19 protein-coding genes are annotated in these 16,296 nt (G+C 67.0%); 12 read left to right on the top strand and 7 right to left on the bottom strand.

Annotated features, from left to right (window positions below; all coding sequences use genetic code 11):
* Nucleotides 1-5: 5 nt before the first annotated feature.
* Together AC0ZJQ_RS02100 and AC0ZJQ_RS02095 are read right to left on the bottom strand one after the other, a co-directional pair.
* A complete protein-coding gene (locus AC0ZJQ_RS02100; protein WP_476477273.1) occupies nt 6-1,055 on the bottom strand; it encodes a sensor histidine kinase in 1,050 nt (349 codons plus the stop codon).
* Entirely contained in the window at nt 1,052-1,258 is a 207-nt protein-coding gene (locus tag AC0ZJQ_RS02095) for a hypothetical protein (protein WP_301620592.1), read from the bottom strand. Before AC0ZJQ_RS02095 ends, AC0ZJQ_RS02100 begins: the two co-directional genes overlap by 4 nt.
* On the opposite strand from AC0ZJQ_RS02095, the gene argH reads away from it, so the two are divergent.
* The 6 genes from argH to AC0ZJQ_RS02065 all read left to right on the top strand — a co-directional run bounded on the left by argH (nt 1,251) and on the right by AC0ZJQ_RS02065 (nt 8,282).
* Entirely contained in the window at nt 1,251-2,645 is a 1,395-nt protein-coding gene (argH, locus tag AC0ZJQ_RS02090; protein ID WP_155551131.1) for an argininosuccinate lyase, read from the top strand. The genes AC0ZJQ_RS02095 and argH overlap by 8 nt on opposite strands.
* Nucleotides 2,646-2,692: 47 nt before the next feature.
* The gene (locus AC0ZJQ_RS02085; protein WP_155551132.1) at nt 2,693-3,844 is read left to right on the top strand and encodes an NnrS family protein; all 1,152 of its coding nucleotides are present in this window, start codon (nt 2,693-2,695) and stop codon (nt 3,842-3,844) included.
* Between the two features lie 83 nt (nt 3,845-3,927).
* Nucleotides 3,928-4,455, top strand: a complete 528-nt coding sequence (locus tag AC0ZJQ_RS02080) for a hypothetical protein (protein WP_008568355.1) — start codon at nt 3,928-3,930, stop codon at nt 4,453-4,455.
* Between the two features lie 60 nt (nt 4,456-4,515).
* Complete coding sequence (locus AC0ZJQ_RS02075) at nt 4,516-4,950, top strand: hypothetical protein (protein WP_178091666.1); 435 nt, start codon at nt 4,516-4,518, stop codon at nt 4,948-4,950.
* 113 nt (nt 4,951-5,063) lie between these two features.
* Nucleotides 5,064-5,309 carry a TIGR02647 family protein gene (locus AC0ZJQ_RS02070; protein WP_155551133.1) on the top strand — a complete coding sequence of 82 codons (246 nt, stop codon included), beginning with the start codon at nt 5,064-5,066 and terminating at the stop codon, nt 5,307-5,309.
* 129 nt (nt 5,310-5,438) lie between these two features.
* Nucleotides 5,439-8,282, top strand: coding sequence for a class I adenylate cyclase (locus AC0ZJQ_RS02065; protein WP_476477272.1), 2,844 nt, complete (start codon nt 5,439-5,441; stop codon nt 8,280-8,282).
* A 22-nt stretch (nt 8,283-8,304) separates the two neighbouring features.
* Here the strand turns inward: AC0ZJQ_RS02065 and rnk are convergent, their stop codons facing one another.
* Together rnk and cyaY are read right to left on the bottom strand one after the other, a co-directional pair.
* Entirely contained in the window at nt 8,305-8,712 is a 408-nt protein-coding gene (gene rnk / locus AC0ZJQ_RS02060; RefSeq protein WP_008568359.1) for a nucleoside diphosphate kinase regulator, read from the bottom strand.
* Nucleotides 8,713-8,842: 130 nt separating this feature from the next.
* On the bottom strand, nt 8,843-9,175 hold the full coding sequence (gene cyaY, locus AC0ZJQ_RS02055; protein WP_167136825.1) for an iron donor protein CyaY: 333 nt from the start codon (nt 9,173-9,175) through the stop codon (nt 8,843-8,845).
* 167 nt (nt 9,176-9,342) lie between these two features.
* Here cyaY and lptM point away from each other — a divergent pair, with 167 nt between their 5' ends.
* From lptM to AC0ZJQ_RS02025, 6 genes are all read left to right on the top strand, one after another.
* Nucleotides 9,343-9,483 (top strand): LPS translocon maturation chaperone LptM, encoded by a 141-nt coding sequence (lptM, locus tag AC0ZJQ_RS02050; protein WP_037020009.1) that lies wholly within the window; start codon nt 9,343-9,345, stop codon nt 9,481-9,483.
* Nucleotides 9,484-9,495: 12 nt separating this feature from the next.
* Nucleotides 9,496-10,743, top strand: coding sequence for a diaminopimelate decarboxylase (lysA, locus tag AC0ZJQ_RS02045; protein WP_314020057.1), 1,248 nt, complete (start codon nt 9,496-9,498; stop codon nt 10,741-10,743).
* A 10-nt stretch (nt 10,744-10,753) separates the two neighbouring features.
* On the top strand, nt 10,754-11,584 hold the full coding sequence (gene dapF / locus AC0ZJQ_RS02040; protein WP_314020056.1) for a diaminopimelate epimerase: 831 nt from the start codon (nt 10,754-10,756) through the stop codon (nt 11,582-11,584).
* Nucleotides 11,581-12,276 (top strand): DUF484 family protein, encoded by a 696-nt coding sequence (locus AC0ZJQ_RS02035; protein WP_314020055.1) that lies wholly within the window; start codon nt 11,581-11,583, stop codon nt 12,274-12,276. The genes dapF and AC0ZJQ_RS02035 overlap by 4 nt, the downstream gene beginning before the upstream one ends.
* A gap of 63 nt (nt 12,277-12,339) precedes the next feature.
* On the top strand, nt 12,340-13,239 hold the full coding sequence (gene xerC, locus AC0ZJQ_RS02030) for a tyrosine recombinase XerC (protein ID WP_314020054.1): 900 nt from the start codon (nt 12,340-12,342) through the stop codon (nt 13,237-13,239).
* Nucleotides 13,236-13,934 carry an HAD family hydrolase gene (locus AC0ZJQ_RS02025; RefSeq protein WP_314020053.1) on the top strand — a complete coding sequence of 233 codons (699 nt, stop codon included), beginning with the start codon at nt 13,236-13,238 and terminating at the stop codon, nt 13,932-13,934. The genes xerC and AC0ZJQ_RS02025 overlap by 4 nt, the downstream gene beginning before the upstream one ends.
* 64 nt (nt 13,935-13,998) lie before the next feature.
* On the opposite strand, the gene sutA is transcribed toward AC0ZJQ_RS02025, so the two are convergent.
* The 3 genes from sutA to AC0ZJQ_RS02010 all read right to left on the bottom strand — a co-directional run bounded on the left by sutA (nt 13,999) and on the right by AC0ZJQ_RS02010 (nt 16,276).
* A complete protein-coding gene (sutA, locus tag AC0ZJQ_RS02020; protein ID WP_008568368.1) occupies nt 13,999-14,334 on the bottom strand; it encodes a transcriptional regulator SutA in 336 nt (111 codons plus the stop codon).
* Between the two features lie 73 nt (nt 14,335-14,407).
* A complete protein-coding gene (locus AC0ZJQ_RS02015) occupies nt 14,408-14,833 on the bottom strand; it encodes a secondary thiamine-phosphate synthase enzyme YjbQ (RefSeq protein WP_165594813.1) in 426 nt (141 codons plus the stop codon).
* A 126-nt stretch (nt 14,834-14,959) separates the two neighbouring features.
* A complete protein-coding gene (locus AC0ZJQ_RS02010) occupies nt 14,960-16,276 on the bottom strand; it encodes an ammonium transporter (RefSeq protein WP_008568370.1) in 1,317 nt (438 codons plus the stop codon).
* Nucleotides 16,277-16,296 lie beyond the last annotated feature (20 nt).

Genomic DNA, 16,296 nt, shown 5'->3' with positions numbered 1-16,296 from the left:
AGAGGTCAGGCTTCCTGCTTTTGTCTCGCACATGGATAGCGTAGACAGGTGTAGTGGCGGCCATCACGGCGCTCCACGCTGAGACTCGCCTGCGGCCCGAAAAGTGCCGCTAATCGTGCGTCGATATTCAGCAAACCCTGGCGAGTACCGCGCGAAACCTGCGTTTGCGCCGCTTCGTCGAACGGGTTGCTGACCTCCAGGCTGAACACGCCGCCGGCGTATTTCGCCGTCACGCTGACCAGGCCGCCCTCGATGCGCGGCTGGATGCCGTACACCAGCGCATTCTCCAGCAGCGGCTGCAGCGTGAGCTGCGGTATCGGCAGGTCCGCCGGCACCTCGTCGATCTGCCACTGCAGCTGCAGGCGCTCGCCAAGGCGGTACTGCTCGATCGACAGATAGCGGCGCGCCAGTTCCAGCTCATCCTGCCAGGCCACCAGCGTGCCGGGGCGCGCCAGGCTGGCGCGGAACAGGTCGGACAGGTCCAGCACCGCCTGCTCGGCCTTGGCCGGATCGAGCGCCACCAGACTGGCGATGCTGTTCAGGCTGTTGAACAGGAAGTGCGGGCGGATCCGCGCCTGCAACGATTCGATTCGCGCGCGCAGCTCGGCTTGTTCCTGGCGTCGCCACTGGCTCTGCAGGTAGAAGTAGCGTAGCAGCAGCCCGGACATGATCAGGCTGATCAGCGCGTGGCGCAGGTACAGGTTGACCTCGCCGTCGCGCTGCAGCGGCCCTGCGAGCTGGTAGATATCGGCCACCGCGGTGCAGGCCAGGGTCAGGCCGAGCACCAGCACGCAGCACACCAGCCCCGCAAGCGCCGCGCGCAGCTGCGCCAGCAGAGGGCGCAGCAGGCACAGCGTGCCGGCCGAGAGCAGCACGATCCATTGCACGAACAACGAGGTCAGCGCCAGGCGCATCCAGTCGAAGCCCGGCTGCATCGGTTCGGCCAGCACCAGTACCAGCACCAGCAGCTCGGCCAGCAGCACCAGACCGAGCAGCGCCTCCGCGCGGCACAGTTCGGGAATGAAGAAATCGTCGGTTACGCCAGTGGACTTCACTTGATCAGCCTGTTGGTTTGCCCGCCCGGCAGTTTCCGTGCGCCCTCCGGCATCGGCAAGCCGGCCACCGATCGCAAGCGCCGGAAAAGCGTGGATTTGCCAGCCAGCTCACCCTTCCGGCCGTGCCCGATCGCGGCGTCATCCCTGCTATCATCGCGGCCTTTCCTCAGCCTTCGGATTTCAGCGAGCGCATTCATGAGCACCGACAAGACCAACCAGTCCTGGGGCGGCCGTTTCAGCGAGCCCGTCGACGCCTTCGTCGCCCGATTCACCGCCTCCGTCGAGTTCGACAAGCGCCTCTACCGCCACGACATCATGGGCTCCATCGCCCACGCCACCATGCTGGAAAAGGCCGGCGTGCTGAGCGCCGATGAGCGCGACCAGATCATCGCCAATCTGAAAGACATCCAGAGCGAGATCGAGGCCGGCACCTTCGACTGGCGCGTGGACCTGGAAGACGTGCACATGAACATCGAGGCGCGCCTGACCGACCGCATCGGCGTCACTGGCAAGAAGCTGCACACCGGCCGCTCGCGCAACGACCAGGTCGCCACCGACATCCGCCTGTGGCTGCGCGACGAGATCGACACCATCCTCGGCGAGATCACCCGCCTGCAGCAGGGCCTGCTGGCGCTGGCCGAGGCCGAAGCCGACACCATCATGCCGGGCTTCACCCACCTGCAGACCGCGCAGCCGGTGACCTTCGGCCATCACCTCTTGGCCTGGTTCGAGATGCTCTCGCGCGACCACGAGCGCCTGGTCGACTGCCGCAAGCGCACCAACCGCATGCCGCTCGGCTCGGCCGCGCTGGCCGGCACCACCTACCCGATCCAGCGCGAAATCACCTGCGAACTGCTAGGTTTCGAAGCGATCTCCGGCAACTCGCTGGATGGCGTCTCCGATCGCGACTTCGCCATCGAATTCTGCGCCGCCGCCTCGCTGGCGATGATGCACCTGTCGCGCTTCTCCGAAGAGCTGGTGCTGTGGACCAGCGCGCAGTTCCAGTTCATCGACCTGCCGGACCGCTTCTGCACCGGCTCCTCGATCATGCCGCAGAAGAAGAACCCGGACGTGCCCGAGCTGGTGCGCGGCAAGACCGGCCGCGTGTTCGGCGCGCTGGCAGGCCTGCTGGTGCTGATGAAGGGCCAGCCGCTGGCCTACAACAAGGACAACCAGGAGGACAAGGAACCGCTGTTCGACGCCGCCGACACCCTGCGCGATTCGCTGCGCGCCTTCGCCGACATGGTTCCGGCGATCAAGCCCAAGCGCGAAATCATGCGCGAAGCGGCGCTGCGCGGCTTCTCCACCGCGACGGATCTCGCCGACTACCTGGTGCGCAAGGGCCTGCCGTTCCGCGACTGCCACGAGATCGTCGGCCATGCGGTGAAGTATGGTGTGCAGACCGGCAAGGACCTGGCCGAGATGAGCCTCGACGAGCTGCGCCAGTTCAGCGACCAGATCACTGACGACGTGTTCGCCGTGCTGACCCTGGAAGGCTCGGTGAACGCCCGCAACCACATCGGCGGCACCGCGCCGCAGCAAGTGCGGGCCGCCGTGCAGCGTGGCCGCGACCTGCTCGCCAGCCGCTGATACCACCCTCGGAGCGGGCGCCGGCCCGCTCCGACCCGGAGGCGCCCATGCACCCGCGCAAGCCGCGTCTTCCCTTCGCCAACGCCTGGTTCTTTCCCGCCGCCGCGCTGTATGCGGCCGTGCTGCTACCGATCTCGGTACTCGGCCTGCTGGGCCTGCTGCCCGCGCTGCCGGGGCTGGTCACGCCTGCCGGTCATGCGCGGGAAATGCTGTTCGGCTTCGCCCTGGCGGTGGTCGCCGGTTACCTGCTCGGCCCGCAACCGTTGCGGCTGATCCTGTCACTGCTCGGCTTCTGGTTGCTGGCGCGCGTCGGCGCGCTGTTCTGGCCCGGTTCCTGGCTGACGATGGGGGCCACGTTGCTGTTCGCCGCCGGGTTGGCGTGGAAGGTGCTGCCGCGCTTCGTCGGTGCGGCGAAGAAGTGGCGCAACCAGTCCGTCGCGCCGGTGGTCGGCGGACTGGCGCTGCTCAGCGCGGTCACCGCCACCGGTCTCGATTACGGCGTGCTGCGCCTGCTGCAGCACGAGGCGCTACTGCTACTCGCCGCTCTGCTGTTCTTCATGGGCGGACGCGTCATCGCCCCGGCGCTGGCCGGCCATGCGCAGAATGAAGGGCGCCGGCTGGACGCCCGCGTGCAGCCGCAACTGGAAGGCGCGGTGCTGATCCTGCTGGCGCTCGCCCTGCTGCTGGCGCCGCTGCCCTGGCTGCTGCTGCAGCGCCTGGCGGCCGCCATGCTGGTCGCCGCCAGCGTGCTCAGCGGGATTCGCCTGCTGCGCTGGCAGCCCTGGCACTGCCGCACACGTCCGGACCTGCTGGTGCTGCTGCTCGGCTACGCCTGGCTCGTGCTCGGCCTGCTGCTGCTCGGCCTGAGCGCACTGATTCCGACGCTGCCGGCAACCGCCACGCTGCATGCGCTGAGCGTCGGTGCCCTGGGCAGCCTGACCTTCGGCGTGATGGGACGTACGCGGCTGGTGCAACGCTTCCGCGATCCCGAGGCGCGGCGCTGGATTCACCCCTTCGCGCTGCTGCTCAGCCTGGCCGCGCTGGCACGCATCGTTCCGCCCATGCTGGGCCTGCAACCAATGCCCTGGTTGCTGTTGGCGGCGGGCTGCTGGTCGCTGGCCTATCTGGCGCTGGCGGTGCTGCTGTGGCAATGCCGTGATGTCCCTGTCGACCGTCCGCGGGCAACGGCTGACCAGTAATCGTCGAGGAACTCTCACGCAGCGCGCTTGACGTACAAGCAGTCGACGGCGAATCCGTCGTCATCCATTCGCGGAGACATCGCATGGCCAACCTGCGCACGCTGCTGTTGAATCAGGACACCCAGGGCGGCGAGCTCTTCGAGTCGCCGCGCGAACGCCTGCTCTTCTACCGCGCCGAAATCCATTTCGAATCCTCGCTGCTGGCCGAGCGCACCAGCGCCTATCTGGCCTCGCAATCGTTTCTGATGATCGCCTTCGCCTCGGCGATGGCCAACAGCAACCCGGACTGGGGCAACCTGTTCCGCCTGGTGGTGCCGGCGGTGCTGGCGTTGCTCGGGCTGCTGACGTCGCTGCATGCGATGCCAGGCATCCGCTCGAACTTCGAAGTCATCGAGCGCTGGCACCAGAAGCAGGCCGAGTTGCTGCAGCTGGAGGGGCGCGTCGGCATCCTGCCGAACAACGAATCGGCGCTGTTCGGCGAAGGCGACAGTCCCGCGGGCGGCACACGCTACAAGCGCACGTTGCTGTTCTCGCTGCGCACGCCGATCATCTTCTCGCTGGTCTGGGGCCTGTTCGGAGTACTCTGCCTGACGCTCAGCCTGCTGGACTGAAGACGGCCGCTGGCGTCTGGCCCGCTCAAGCGGCGAGCCGCACAATCGAGGAGAAACCGCATGTCCGAGTCCGACCGCCCGCGCTATCGCATCAGCGCAGATCGCCAGGCCGCTCATCGGCGGGTACGCTACATCGAAACCAATCAACCGGACGACGGTAGCTGCACGCTGTGCCAGCTGGACACCGCCAACCCGTCGCCAGCCGAAGAGAATCGCGCAATGTCCAACGAGATCGAGCAAGACGACGAGGCGTTCGCCGAGGCCACGCTGATCCAGGCCATCGAGAACCAGCTGGAGGCCGGCGAGCCGGCCGCCGCCCAGGCAACCCTGAACAAGCTGACGCTGGTCGGCTACGAGCGCGAGGAAAGCGTGCAGATGATGGCGCTGGCGCTGGCCCATGAAATCCGCAGCATGCTCGCCGAGGATCGCCCCTTCGACGGCGCTGCCTACGAAGCCCTGTTGCGCAACCTGCCGGAACTGCCCGAGCAGGCGTAGCGCTCGGCCAGCCAGCAATCGTGCCGAACCCGAACCTGGATCAAGGCAGGGGCGCGGCCAGCAACTACACTCAGCAAGCAAGGGCCGAATGGCCCACCATTCGAGGAGCGAGCATGTCGTACACCCCTGAGTTGGTCGCCGAACTGGAAGTCCTTCGACAGTTCAATCTGGAAAACCTGCAGGAAGGCCTCAAGGTCCATCACGAAGCCAGCCCATCCACCATCGCCGCGTTCGCCCGGCTGCATGCCAAGGGCCTGATCACTCAAGTCGACGGCGGCTACCTCACCAGCCTCGGACGCGATGCCGCCGAACAGGCGCAAAGCTTGCTGACCATTCTCTGCGAACCCGTGAGCGCCTGAACCGCACCATCTACAGCGATCCGGGCGGCAACGCCCGCACTGATGCCCGCTTGAGGCCTGGCCATGTGCCAGCCTCAAGCCTCGCAGCGAGCGGCCGATGAACAGAGGTCGTCCCACCTGCACAATGCAATGACCCGCAGCCTACCCATTCAGCCGATTCTCGAGGAAGGCATCGACCGCAAGGTGCTCGCCACCCTGCGCGCGCGTTTTCTGGCGCTGAGCGCGGCACGCCTGGAGCGCGCGATGCAGGGGCTGTCGACGCGCCAGCAGCAGGCGGTCCAGCTGCTGCCCCTGCTGTTTCACGTCAACCATCCGCTGTTGCCCGGCTATGTCTCGGCGAGCACGCCGGCGGGGCTGTCGGGCTTCGAGCCGGATACCGAACTGCTCGCCGAAGCACAGCGCCTGACCCGCTCGTTCACCTACAAGCCATTGCGCGGCCGCCCGGCCCAGCCGATCTGGGGGCTGTACCTGATGGGCAGCCTCGGTACCGTGGCGCAGGAGGAGCACAGCGATCTCGACGTATGGGTCTGCCACGATTCGGCACTCGACGCCCGCCAGCTCGACGAACTGCGCCGCAAATGCGATCTGCTGACGGCCTGGGCCGCCAGCCTGGGCAGCGAAGCGCATTTCTTCCTGGTCGACCCGCAGCGTTTCGTTCAGGGCCAGCGCGAGACGCAGCTCACCTCCGACGACTGCGGCACCACTCAGCACTACCTGTTGCTCGATGAGTTCTATCGCACGGCGATCTGGCTCGGCGGTCGCACGCCGGTCTGGTGGCTGGTGCCGGCCTACGAGGAACACCGCTACCACAGCTATGTGGATACGCTGCTGGAGCGGCGTTTCGTCCGCGCCGAGGACGTGCTCGATCTCGGCCATCTGCAGCAGATACCGCCCGGCGAGTTCGTCGGCGCCGGGCTCTGGCAGCTATACAAGGCCATCGAGGCACCCTACAAATCGTTATTCAAGCTCCTGCTGGTGGAGGTCTACGCCAGCCAACATCCGCAGGTGCATTGCCTGGCGCTGGCGTTCAAGCAGGCGGTGTACGCCGGCCAACTGAAGATCGAAGAACTCGACCCCTACATCTGCGCCTATCGCGCCATCGAGCAATACCTGCGCGACCGCGACGCACCCGAACGCCTCGAACTGGCCCGGCGCTGCCTGTACCTGAAGGTCAACCGCCCGCTCAGCCGCCCGCCGCGCAACCGCAACAAGAGCTGGCAACGCGTGCTGCTCGAGCAGCTGGTACGCGACTGGCAGTGGGACGAGCGCCTGCTCGCCCGGCTCGACGACCGCAGTCGGTGGAAGGTGCGTCAGGTCATACAGGAGCGCCAGGCGCTGGCCAACGAACTGGCGCTCGGCTACCGCTTCCTCAGCGATTTCACCCGTCTGCAGCAGGTCGCCAGCTCGGTCAGCCGCCGCGATCTGAGTGTGCTCGGCCGTCGCCTGTTCGCCACCATCGAGCGCAAGGTCGGCAAGGTCGAGGTGCTCAATATCGGTATCTCGCCGAACATGGCCGAAGACAGCCTGACGCTGGTGCACGGCGAGGACGCCGCCGGTGATCTGTGCTGGTCGCTGTTCACCGGCAGCCTGAACGCTCAGGAATGGGCGAACTTCGCCCCGCTCAAGCGCACGCGCGAACTGATCCCGCTGCTCGCCTGGTGTCATCGTAACGGCGTGATCGACGCCGGCACCCGCGTCTCGCTGTTCGCCGGCGACAGCGGCGTGAGCGAGCTGGAGCTGTTCAACCTGCTCAGCGAGCTACGCCAGGCACTGCCGCTGCCCCTGCCGCCGGTTGATGCACAGACGCTGCTCGCCACCGCGCAGCCGCGCACGGTGCTGCTGCTGGTCAACGTCGGCCTCGATCCGCTCGATCAGCGCTCCCTGTTGCAGATGCCCGAGGATGGCGCGCACAGCGACCCGCTGGGCTATGCCGCAGCGCGGGAGAATCTGGTGCTGAGCATCGATCAGGTGCAGCTGAGCAGCTGGAACGAGCTGATCGTCAGCCGCTACGAAGGCCCGCATGCACTGCCCGACTGCCTGCGCGACCACCTGCAGAGCCTGCCGGCCGATGCCGTCGACGGACTGCCGCAGCTGCAGGTGCGCTGCTTCTCGCGCAATCGCGGGCAGGCCATCACCCGGCGTGTCGAAGAGCTGCTGCTGGAGGCCCGCCTGCAGCTCGCCAGCGTGCACAGTCGCTACCTGCTGCAGGTGCGCCAGCAGTTCCATCTGCTCGAACGCCGGCCCGACAGCGTCCGCGCCACCAGCCTGAACGACCGCACCGCGCTGCTCGCCCACCTGGGCGAGGCGCATCACGTCTATCGTCCGCTGCGGCTCGATCGGCATGCGCTCAAGGGCGACGACCTGCGCCTGATCCTGCCACTGGCGCGCCCCGATTGCCTGCAGCTGTTCTACCGCGTGCGCGGCGAGACGGCCGAGCTGAGCATTCTCGACGAGTGCAACGCACTGTGGTGCCAGCGCCTGCCGTTTCGCGACGAACAGCAATTGCTGATGCCGCTGCTGCGCTTTCTGAGGTCGGTGGAATATCGGCGCAACGCTCGCGTGTCGCTGCACGGGGATGACGGCGAGGCGGCTTTCGACATTCAGCTCTACCGTCTGCACGGCGACCCGGGCGAACCCTCGGCCAGCGTGGAGCGGCGCCCGTTACCGCAGGGCGGGACGAGCGATGCCTGCTACGAAGTGCAGGCCATTGTCGAACCGGGCGAAACGCGCTCGCAGGTGACGCTGTACTGCAACCACCGGGAGTTTTCCGAACTGGAGTACGGCGCCCGGCTGTGTATCGCGGTCGCCGAACACATTCTGTCGCAGCGCCGCGATGGCGAGCGCTACCCCTGCTACATCACCGATCTGGATCTCTCGGGTATGCATGGCAGCGGCCGCAGCCAGACGGTGCAGCTGCTGCGCTACAAAGCGCGGCTCGAAGCCGCGCTGAACGCCGCGCTGGCGCACCTCTAAGCGCGCCGCGCGGCCGCCGGCATCACAGGCCGGTGTCGCCCGCCGCTTCCGGCTGGTATTCCACTTCCAGCAGCGTGAGCTTGATGACCTTGCCGCCCGGGGTCGGCCAGTCGATGTGCTGGCCGACGCTCATGCCCAGCAGCGCGGTGCCCACCGGTGCCAGTACCGACACGGTGCCCGGCTTGCCGGCATCCTGCGGATAGACCAGGGTCAGGTGGTAGTCCTTGCCGCTGCCTTCCTCGCGGCAATGTACGCGCGAATTCATGGTCACGACGCCAGCGGGCATCTCGCTGCGCGAGACGACCTTCGCCCGCGACAACTCCTGCTCCAGCGCCTCGGCAGCCGGGCCGTACTCGTCCAGGCTGTCGAGCAGCCGTTCGAGCCGCTGCAGATCGAGTTGGGTAAGGATGATCGACGGTGCACTGGTCATGGGTTCTGGCTCGCTCCTGTGAAATCCAAACGCAAAAAAAGCAAAACCCCGCCCGAAGGCGGGGTTTTGTGACCTGCGGCGACCGTATCACAGCCGCTCGAATTAGCAAAGAGAGCCGCGCGGGGCCCGCTCAGAGGTCCTCGAAGGCCAGCGCTTCGCCGCCCTGCTCCTGGGTGACGCGCGCCAGCAGTTCACCCAGGCGCTCCTCGCTGCTGTCGCAGATCCACAGCTCGGCGTCCTCGTCGTAATCGAAGTGGAAACCGCCGGAGCGCGCCGCGACCCACAGCTGGCGCAGCGCCGGCTGGCGGCTGAGGATCAGCTGGCTGCCGTTGGCGAACCGCACGGTCAGCACGCCGCCGGAATTCTCCAGATCGACATCCAGGGCGCTGTCGTCGAACACATCCTCCACCTCTTCCTGGGCGGCGTCGACGAGATCGTGGTAGCGGGCTTCGCTCAGGCTCATGCGGGGGTCCTCAAGGTGACGCGCGACCGGCGGTCGCATCGAGGACGCGAGCTTAGCAGGCCCGTCGCAACCCAGGCGAGCCGGCCCCGCCGCCGCGGCTGCTCGATAGGCAATCCGCCGGGTGCTGGGTATACTCCGGCCATTCGATTTTTCAAGGATTGTCCCCCATGAAGCGTCTGCTGCTTCCCCTTGTCGCGCTCGCCGTTCTCGCCTCCGTTCTCGGCGGCTGCGGCCAGAAAGGCCCGTTGTATCTGCCGGACGACGAGGCCACCGCCAAAGAACGTTCCAAAGACCGTTTCGAACTCTAAAGGAGGCTGATCATGGAGGCCTTCTCGTACCGCGACGGTCAACTCTTCGCGGAGGGCGTGGCGCTGTCCGCGCTCGCGCAGCGCTTCGGCACACCGACCTACGTCTATTCCCGCGAGCACATCGAAGCCCAGTACCGGGCCTATGCCGATGCGCTGGATGGCATGCCGCATCTGGTCTGCTTCGCCGTCAAAGCCAATTCGAATCTGGGCGTGCTGAACGTACTGGCGCGTCTGGGCGCGGGCTTCGACATCGTTTCGCGCGGTGAACTGGAGCGCGTGCTGGCCGCTGGCGGCCAGCCGGACCGTATCGTCTTCTCCGGCGTCGGCAAGACCCGCGACGACATGCGCCGCGCGCTGGAAGTCGGCGTGCACTGCTTCAACGTCGAATCCACCGACGAGCTGGAGCGCCTGCAGCAGGTCGCCGCCGAGCTGGGCGTCAAGGCGCCGGTGTCGCTGCGGGTCAACCCGGACGTCGACGCCGGCACCCATCCGTACATTTCCACCGGCCTCAAGGAAAACAAGTTCGGCATCGCCATCGCCGATGCCGAAGCGGTCTACACCCGCGCCGCCGAGCTGGCGAATCTGCAAGTGGTCGGCGTCGATTGCCATATCGGCTCGCAGCTGACCAGCCTGCCGCCGTTCCTCGATGCGCTGGACCGCCTGCTCGGGCTGATCGACCGCCTGGCCGCACGCGGCATCCACATCCGTCACCTGGACCTGGGCGGCGGTCTCGGCGTGCGCTACCGCGACGAGCAACCACCGCTGGCCGGCGACTACATCCAGGCCGTGCGCCAGCGCATCGAAGGCCGCGGACTGGCGCTGGTATTCGAACCGGGTCGCTCGATCGTCGCCAACGCCGGCGTACTGCTGACCCGCGTGGAATACCTCAAGCACACCGCGCACAAGGATTTCGCCATCGTCGACGCGGCGATGAACGACCTGATCCGCCCGGCGCTGTATCAGGCCTGGATGAACGTCGTCGCGGTGCAGCCGCGCGAGGGCGAAGGCCGCCGCTACGACATCGTCGGGCCGATCTGCGAGACCGGTGACTTCCTCGCCAAGGACCGCACCCTGGAGTTAGCCGAGGGCGACCTGCTGGCTGTCTGCTCGGCCGGCGCCTACGGTTTCGTCATGAGTTCCAACTACAACACCCGCGGCCGCGCCGCCGAGGTGCTGGTGGATGGCGACGAGGCCTTCGAAGTACGCCGTCGCGAAAGCGTGCAGGAACTCTACGCCGGCGAAAGCCTGCTGCCCCGTTGAGGCCAACCCGATGCTTTTGCGCTTTACCAAGATGCACGGGCTGGGCAACGACTTCATGGTCATCGACCTGATCAGCCAGCACGCGCACATCCAGCCCAAGCACGCCAAGCAGTGGGGCGACCGCCACACCGGCATCGGCTTCGATCAGCTGCTGATCGTCGAGCCGCCGCAGAATCCGGACGTCGACTTCCGCTACCGCATCTTCAATGCCGACGGCTCGGAAGTGGAGCAGTGCGGTAACGGCGCGCGCTGCTTCGCCCGCTTCGTGGTCGACAAGCGCCTGACCGTCAAACGCAAGATCAAGGTCGAAACCAAGGGCGGCATCATCGAGCTGGACATCCGCCCCGACGGGCAGATTCGCGTCGACATGGGGCCGCCCCGCCTGAAGCCGACGGACATCCCCTTCCAGGCCGACGCCGAGGCACTGAGCTATCCATTGGATGTCGCCGGCCGCCGCGTCGAGCTCGCCGCCGTGTCGATGGGCAATCCCCATGCAGTGCTGCGCGTCGACAGCGTCGACACTGCGCCCGTGCACGAACTGGGACCGCAGATCGAACACCACCCGCGCTTCCCGCAGCGGGTCAACGTCGGCTTCCTGCAGGTGGTCGACCGTGGCCATGCGCGCCTGCGCGTGTGGGAACGCGGAGCCGGCGAGACCCAGGCCTGCGGCACCGGCGCCTGTGCCGCAGCAGTCGCGGCGATCCGCCAGGGCTGGATGGATTCGCCGGTGCAGATCGACCTGCCCGGCGGCCGTCTGTCCATTGAATGGGCAGGTCCCGGCCAGCCAGTTATGATGACCGGCCCCGCCGTTCGCGTTTTCGAAGGACAGGTTCGCCTATGACCGAGCAGACCCCGGCCACCGCGCCGCTGCCCGACGCCGAAGCCGTCGCCGCCTACCTGCGTGCTCATCCGGAATTCTTCGTCGATCACGACGAGTTGCTCACCGAACTGCGCCTGCCACACCAGCCCGGCGCGGCCGTGTCGCTGGTCGAGCGCCAGGTCAAGCTGCTGCGCGAGCGCAACATCGAGATGCGCCACCGGCTGTCGCAATTGATGGATGTCGCCCGCGACAACGACCGGCTGTTCGACAAGACCCGCCGGCTGGTGCTCGACCTGCTCGACGCCAGCAGCCTGGAAGAGATGGTCAGTGCGGTCGAGGACAGCCTGCGCCACGAATTCCAGGTGCCCTATGTCAGCCTGATCCTGTTCAGCGATGCCGTGCTGCCGGTGGGGCGCAGCGTCAGCCCGGCCGAAGCCCAGCAGAGCATTGGCGGCTTGCTCGCCGGCGGCAAGACCATCTGCGGTGCGCTGCGCGCCCACGAACTGGCCTTCCTGTTCGGCGAGGAGCACAGCGCCAGTGTCGGCTCGGCGGCGGTAGTCATGCTCGATCAGCAACTCGGCGCGCTGGCGATCGGTAGTCCCGATCCGCAGCACTACAAGAGTTCGCTCGGCACGCTGTTCCTCGGTTACATCGCCGAGGTGCTGGCGCGGGTGTTGCCGCGCTTCGCCGTGCCGCTGCGTTCGGTGCGCTGAGCCTCCGGCATTTCGCGGCAGGCGGTCCGGTCGGCGCAGTGTCCGCCATCGTTGGGAGGCCCCGTGCAAACCGATCTCGATCGCTATTTGCAGCATCTGCACAGCGAGCGACAGATGTCGCCGCATACCCTGGACGGCTACCGCCGCGATCTGGCCCGGGTGCTCGCCTTCTGCGAGCGCCAGTCGGTGCAGCAGTGGGCGGCGCTGCGCACCCAGCAGGTGCGCCAGCTGATTGCCGAACTGCATCGCCAGGGCCTTTCCAGCCGCAGCCTGGCGCGCCTGCTGTCGTCGCTGCGCGGACTGTATCGCTACCTCAATCAGGAAGGGATCTGCGCGCATGATCCGGCCAGCGGCGTCAGCGCGCCCAAGGGCGAGAAGCGCCTGCCGCGCCTGCTCGACACCGACCGCGCGATGCAGCTGCTCGACGGCGCCGTCGAGGACGACTTCATCGCCCGTCGCGACCAGGCCATGCTCGAGCTGTTCTATTCCTCCGGGCTGCGCCTGTCCGAGCTGGTCGGTCTGAATCTCGACCAGCTCGACCTGGCCGCCGGGCTGGTGCGAGTCATCGGCAAAGGCAACAAGGAGCGCGAGCTGCCGGTCGGACGTCAGGCGCGCGAGGCGTTGCGCGCCTGGCTGCCGCTGCGCGCGCTGGCCAATCCGGCCGACGGCGCGGTGTTCATCGGCCAGCAGGGCCGCCGCCTCGGCCAGCGCGCGGTGCACAAGCGGGTGCAGGCCGCCGGCGCCCGCGAGCTGGGCCAGCACCTGCATCCGCACATGCTCCGTCACAGCTTCGCCAGCCATCTGCTGGAGTCGTCGCAGGACCTGCGCTCGGTGCAGGAACTGCTCGGCCACGCCGATATCGGCACCACGCAGATCTACACCCACCTGGACTTCCAGCACCTGGCCAAGGTCTACGATCAGGCGCATCCACGGGCCAGACGCAAGCAGGACAGTGAATCTTGAACCTTCGCCTGATCACCTTCGACCTCGACGACACCCTCTGGCAGGCCAAGCCGATCATCCAGGGCGCGGAGCGGGCGCTGCGCGACTGGCTGACGGCCAACGCGCCGCTGCTCGGCGATTTCCCCATCGAGGCGCTGGGCGCGATCCGCCGCATGCTGATCGAGCGCGAACCCGCGCTGCGCCACCGCATCAGCGAGCTGCGCCGGCGGATTCTGTTCCATGCGCTGACAGATGCCGGCTATGAGCAGACGCAGGCGCAGCAGCTCACCGACGCGGGCTTCCGGGTGTTTCTCGACGCCCGCCATGCGATCAAACTGGCGCCGGAGGTTCTGCCAACGCTGGAATGGCTGGCCAATCACTACATCCTCGGCGTGCTCACCAACGGCAATGCCGACGTGCGACGACTGGGGCTGGCCGACTACTTCCAGTTCGCCCTGTGCGCCGAGGACCTGGGCATCGGCAAGCCCGACCCGCGGCCGTTCCGCGAGGCGTTACGGCTGGCCGGTGTGAGTGCGGCGCAAGCCGTGCACATCGGCGACCACCACGAGGACGACATCTTCGGTGCCCAGCAGGCCGGTTTCCGCGCCATCTGGTACAACCCGCAGCGCCTGCCGTGGCAACAGGCACGCCGCCCCGAGGCCGAAATCCACAGCCTCACGGAGCTGCCCGGCGTGCTGCGGCACTGGTCGCGGTGACTCGCCGAGGCCGCTGAAACGAAAGAGCCCGCACGATGGCGGGCTCTTCGCTTGGCGCGCGGACTCAGATGGGCCGGCTGCCGTACTTGCTGTCGGGCTTCTTGGGCGGATCGGCCACCACGTTCGGCTCGACTTCCTGCACCTTGCCGCCACGCGCGAGGAATTCTTCCATCGCCCGGGCCAGTGCATCGCGCTCCTTCTGCTTGGCTTCCAGGCTGGGCAGCTCATCCGGCTCGGCGGCCTTGGCCTTAGCCTTCTTCGGCGTCGGCGTGGCGCGCTCGCTGTCGGTGCCCTCGTCGTCCAGAGCCTCGTCGCCGTCGTCGGCCGCGCTCAGCTCTTCCTCCCCGTCTTCCTCGTCAGTCACGTCCAGATCGTCTTGTTCGAGTTCTTCGTCGCTCATGTTCAACCTCATGGCTCGCCAAAGCGGTAGTTATAGCCCAGCGATGCACAACCTCTGGCATCGCCAAAAAAATTCAACTCTGCATGCCATGCAGGGTCGCCAGCAGTTGCCTGGCGCCTCCCTGCTCGCGGTGCTCGCCGAGATAGATGCCCTGCCAGGTGCCGAGCGCCAGGCGCCCGGCGGTAACCGGAACGCTCAACTGGCAGCCCAGCAGGCTGGCCTTGAAGTGCGCCGGCAGATCGTCCGGCCCCTCGTAATCGTGTTCGTAGCCCGGCTCGCCCTGCGGTGCCAGGCGATCGAAGAAACGCTCGAAATCGCGTCGGACCGCGCCATCGGCGTTCTCATTGACGGTCAGCGACGCCGAGGTATGCCGCAGCCACAGGTGTAACAGACCGACCTCGCAGCGCCGCAGTTCCGGCAACGCGGCCTGCAGCTCGTCGGTGATCAGATGAAAACCGCGCGGACGCGGGCGCAGCGTGATCAGGGTCTGTTGCCACATGCTGGAAACCCGGCTCGGAGGCGAATCGGGCGCATTCTAGCGCGGTCGCGGAAAAAGCAAAGGGCGCCAAAAGGCGCCCTTGCCAACCGCTGCGTGATGGTTGCGCGATCGCCGCGCGGGATGTCGCTAGAGGTTGTAGCCGCGTTCGTTGTGCAGGCTGAGGTCCAGGCCCACGGTTTCCTCTTCGTCGTTCACCCGCAGGCCCATCACCGCATCGATCACCTTGAGGATCACGAAGGTGACGATGGCGGTGTAGACCACGGTGAACAGCACGCCCTTGAACTGGATCCACACCTGCAGCGCGATGTTCTCCACCTCGCCGAAGCCACCAAGCGCCGGCGCCGCAAACACGCCGGTGAGCAGCGCGCCGACGATGCCGCCGACACCGTGCACGCCGAAGGCGTCCAGCGAGTCGTCGTAGCCGAGCTTGCGCTTGAGGCTGGTGGCGCAGAAGAAGCAGATCACGCCCGAGGCCAGACCGATGATCAATGCGCCCATCGGACCGACGGTGCCCGCCGCCGGGGTGATGGCGACCAGACCGGCCACCACGCCCGAGGCGATGCCCAGTGCGCTCGGTTTACCGTGGGTGATCCACTCGGCGAACATCCAGCTCAGCGCCGCCGCGGCCGTGGCGATCTGCGTCACCAGCATGGCCATGCCGGCGGTACCGTTGGCAGCGGCCGCCGAGCCGGCATTGAAGCCGAACCAGCCGATCCACAGCATGGCCGCACCCATCAGCGTCAGACCGAGGTTATGCGGGGCCATCGGCGTGACCGGGAAGCCCTTGCGCTTGCCCAGCACCAGGCAGGCCACCAGACCGGCGATACCGGCGTTGATGTGCACCACGGTGCCGCCGGCGAAGTCCAGCACGCCCCAGTCCCACATCAGGCCGCCGTCGCCGCCCCAGACCATGTGCGCGATCGGCGCGTAGACCAGGGTGAACCAGACGGTCATGAAGATCAGCATCGCCGAGAACTTCATGCGCTCGGCAAAGGCACCGACGATCAGCGCCGGGGTGATGATGGCGAAGGTCATCTGGAAGGTGATGAACACGCTTTCGGGGAAGGCGCCGACCAAACTGTCGACCGTCAGGCCGCTGAGGAAGGCGCGCTCCAGGCCGCCGACGAAGGAGCTGAAGTTGATCACTCCCGCCTCCATGCCGGTGGTGTCGAAGGCCAGGCTATAGCCGTAGACCATCCACAGGACGCTCATCAGGCCGGTGATGGCGAAGCACTGCATCATCACCGAGAGGATGTTCTTCGAGCGGACCATGCCGCCGTAGAACAGTGCCAGGCCAGGGATCGTCATGAACAGCACCAGCGCGGTGGCGGTGAGCATCCATGCCGTATCGCCTGAATCCAGCGTCGCGTCCTGCGCCAGCGCGAGGCCGGGGCTTAGCAGGGACAATAGGGCTCCTAGCCCTGCGAATTTGCGCAGAGTCATGGTGTTACTCCTGGGGCGTG

The sequence above is a fragment of the Stutzerimonas sp. 21-1 genome (genome assembly GCF_056336065.1).
This window is presented reverse-complemented; position numbering and strand designations above follow the sequence as displayed.

Coding starts and splice junctions, on each gene's coding strand:
- AC0ZJQ_RS02085 (WP_155551132.1), top strand. CDS start 2,693: ATGCACCCGCGCAAGCCGCGTCTTCCCTTCGCCAACGCCTGGTTCTTT.
- argH (WP_155551131.1), top strand. CDS start 1,251: ATGAGCACCGACAAGACCAACCAGTCCTGGGGCGGCCGTTTCAGCGAG.
- lysA (WP_314020057.1), top strand. CDS start 9,496: ATGGAGGCCTTCTCGTACCGCGACGGTCAACTCTTCGCGGAGGGCGTG.
- AC0ZJQ_RS02010 (WP_008568370.1), bottom strand. CDS start 16,276: ATGACTCTGCGCAAATTCGCAGGGCTAGGAGCCCTATTGTCCCTGCTA.
- AC0ZJQ_RS02065 (WP_476477272.1), top strand. CDS start 5,439: ATGACCCGCAGCCTACCCATTCAGCCGATTCTCGAGGAAGGCATCGAC.
- lptM (WP_037020009.1), top strand. CDS start 9,343: ATGAAGCGTCTGCTGCTTCCCCTTGTCGCGCTCGCCGTTCTCGCCTCC.
- AC0ZJQ_RS02035 (WP_314020055.1), top strand. CDS start 11,581: ATGACCGAGCAGACCCCGGCCACCGCGCCGCTGCCCGACGCCGAAGCC.
- sutA (WP_008568368.1), bottom strand. CDS start 14,334: ATGAGCGACGAAGAACTCGAACAAGACGATCTGGACGTGACTGACGAG.
- cyaY (WP_167136825.1), bottom strand. CDS start 9,175: ATGAGCCTGAGCGAAGCCCGCTACCACGATCTCGTCGACGCCGCCCAG.
- AC0ZJQ_RS02070 (WP_155551133.1), top strand. CDS start 5,064: ATGTCGTACACCCCTGAGTTGGTCGCCGAACTGGAAGTCCTTCGACAG.
- AC0ZJQ_RS02075 (WP_178091666.1), top strand. CDS start 4,516: ATGTCCGAGTCCGACCGCCCGCGCTATCGCATCAGCGCAGATCGCCAG.
- AC0ZJQ_RS02080 (WP_008568355.1), top strand. CDS start 3,928: ATGGCCAACCTGCGCACGCTGCTGTTGAATCAGGACACCCAGGGCGGC.
- AC0ZJQ_RS02015 (WP_165594813.1), bottom strand. CDS start 14,833: ATGTGGCAACAGACCCTGATCACGCTGCGCCCGCGTCCGCGCGGTTTT.
- dapF (WP_314020056.1), top strand. CDS start 10,754: ATGCTTTTGCGCTTTACCAAGATGCACGGGCTGGGCAACGACTTCATG.
- rnk (WP_008568359.1), bottom strand. CDS start 8,712: ATGACCAGTGCACCGTCGATCATCCTTACCCAACTCGATCTGCAGCGG.